1 protein-coding gene is annotated in these 1,378 nt (G+C 66.1%); it reads right to left on the minus strand.

Features of this window, described 5'->3' with window-relative positions:
* Positions 1-22 precede the first annotated feature (22 nt).
* A complete protein-coding gene (locus tag ACZ6YV_RS44260; RefSeq protein WP_465515393.1) occupies positions 23-1,165 on the minus strand; it encodes an ISL3 family transposase in 1,143 nt (380 codons plus the stop codon).
* Positions 1,166-1,378 lie beyond the last annotated feature (213 nt).

Raw genomic sequence — 1,378 nt, forward strand, 5'->3', positions numbered from 1 at the left:
CGGCGACACGGCCTCGTTCTCGTCAGTCACGGACATCTGTGTACTCCCTCAATCCACACGAAGCCGATCTCATACACAGACCATCAGACATGCCCTCGGGATCGGCTCGGCCTTGATTGATGTAGCGCACCAGCAGAGTGGCGCTGCCGGTGTAGCCCCGGTCGCGGATCTCGGCCAGGATCCGGGTGACCGGGATCTTCTCGGCGAGCCGACGCCGGAGGAGGTCGCGGTGGGCGTCGACCAGGCAAGCGCCATAGCGTGGCGGGCGCAGCAGTTCCTCCGCGCTTGTGGCGCGGGCGTAGCGTTTGACGGTGTTCAGAGACCAACCCAGCCGCCGGGTGCACTCCAGCAAGCCGACACCTCGCTCGAGTAGGTTGTGGACGGCGGCGTGCCGTTCTCGGGTGCGCGCGGCCAGCGCCGATCCTTCGGAGCGGGGCATAGCGTTCCAGCATGAGGCATGGGCGACAACGCACTTTTCCACCGCAGCGGCGAGGTTGTGCCACAGATGCCACCGGTCGCTGACTTGGACAGCTTTCGGGGCACCGTGGCGGATGGCTTCGGCGTAGGCGGCTGAACCGTCGCGGCACACGACCTCGACTCCGGGGTGCTCGCGCAGCCAGGCTGCCAGGGTCTCGCTCTTGCGATCGGGCAGCACGTCGACGCGGCGATGGGTGACCGCGTCTATCAGCAAGGTCGCGTACCTACGTCCGCGCCTGATCGCGAAGTCATCAACCCCGAGTACCTCCACAGTCCCGACGTCCGGCTCTGGTAATGCGTGCACGAGCCCCAGCAGGGTGCCCCGGCTGGCCGGCAGTCCCAGTCGTGCCGCCAGCCGAGCTCCTGCCCGGCCAGCCAGCGCGAGTCCGATGCGCTCCAGAACTCTGCGGCACAACGAAGTCCGGCGGCCGTGTCGCCAGGTCAGGCCGTCAACCTGCTCGGCGAACGTCCGCACCGCACAGTCGACCGCGTCGCAGAAGAACCGCCTCACCCTCAACCGCAGCACCACCGCCTGGCCTGCCATCGCGACGTCGGCCAGACTGCGGTCATATCGACTGTGCACACGGCGCGAGCGACTACCGCACGAAGGACAGGTCCCGTCCTCCGCGCTGACGCGCGCCCACACTCGCACGCCCGTCCCAGCCTGCTCGATCTTCTCGATCAGCACACCCGCCAAGTGCGGCAGCAACACCCTCAACTGGTCATCGCACGCCGAACATGATCACAGGTACCCACGGACCTCGATCCTCGGCCCACCACGCCGATCACCAAACTTTGGACAGAGCCAAGTTTTCTGTGTAAGTGATCGTAAAAATGGGTTCTATTTGACGTAGTGGGCGATGCGTTCGGGGAAGGCCATGGCCAGGGAGCCGAGTGCTGG

This window comes from Amycolatopsis sp. NPDC102522, from assembly GCF_055584485.1.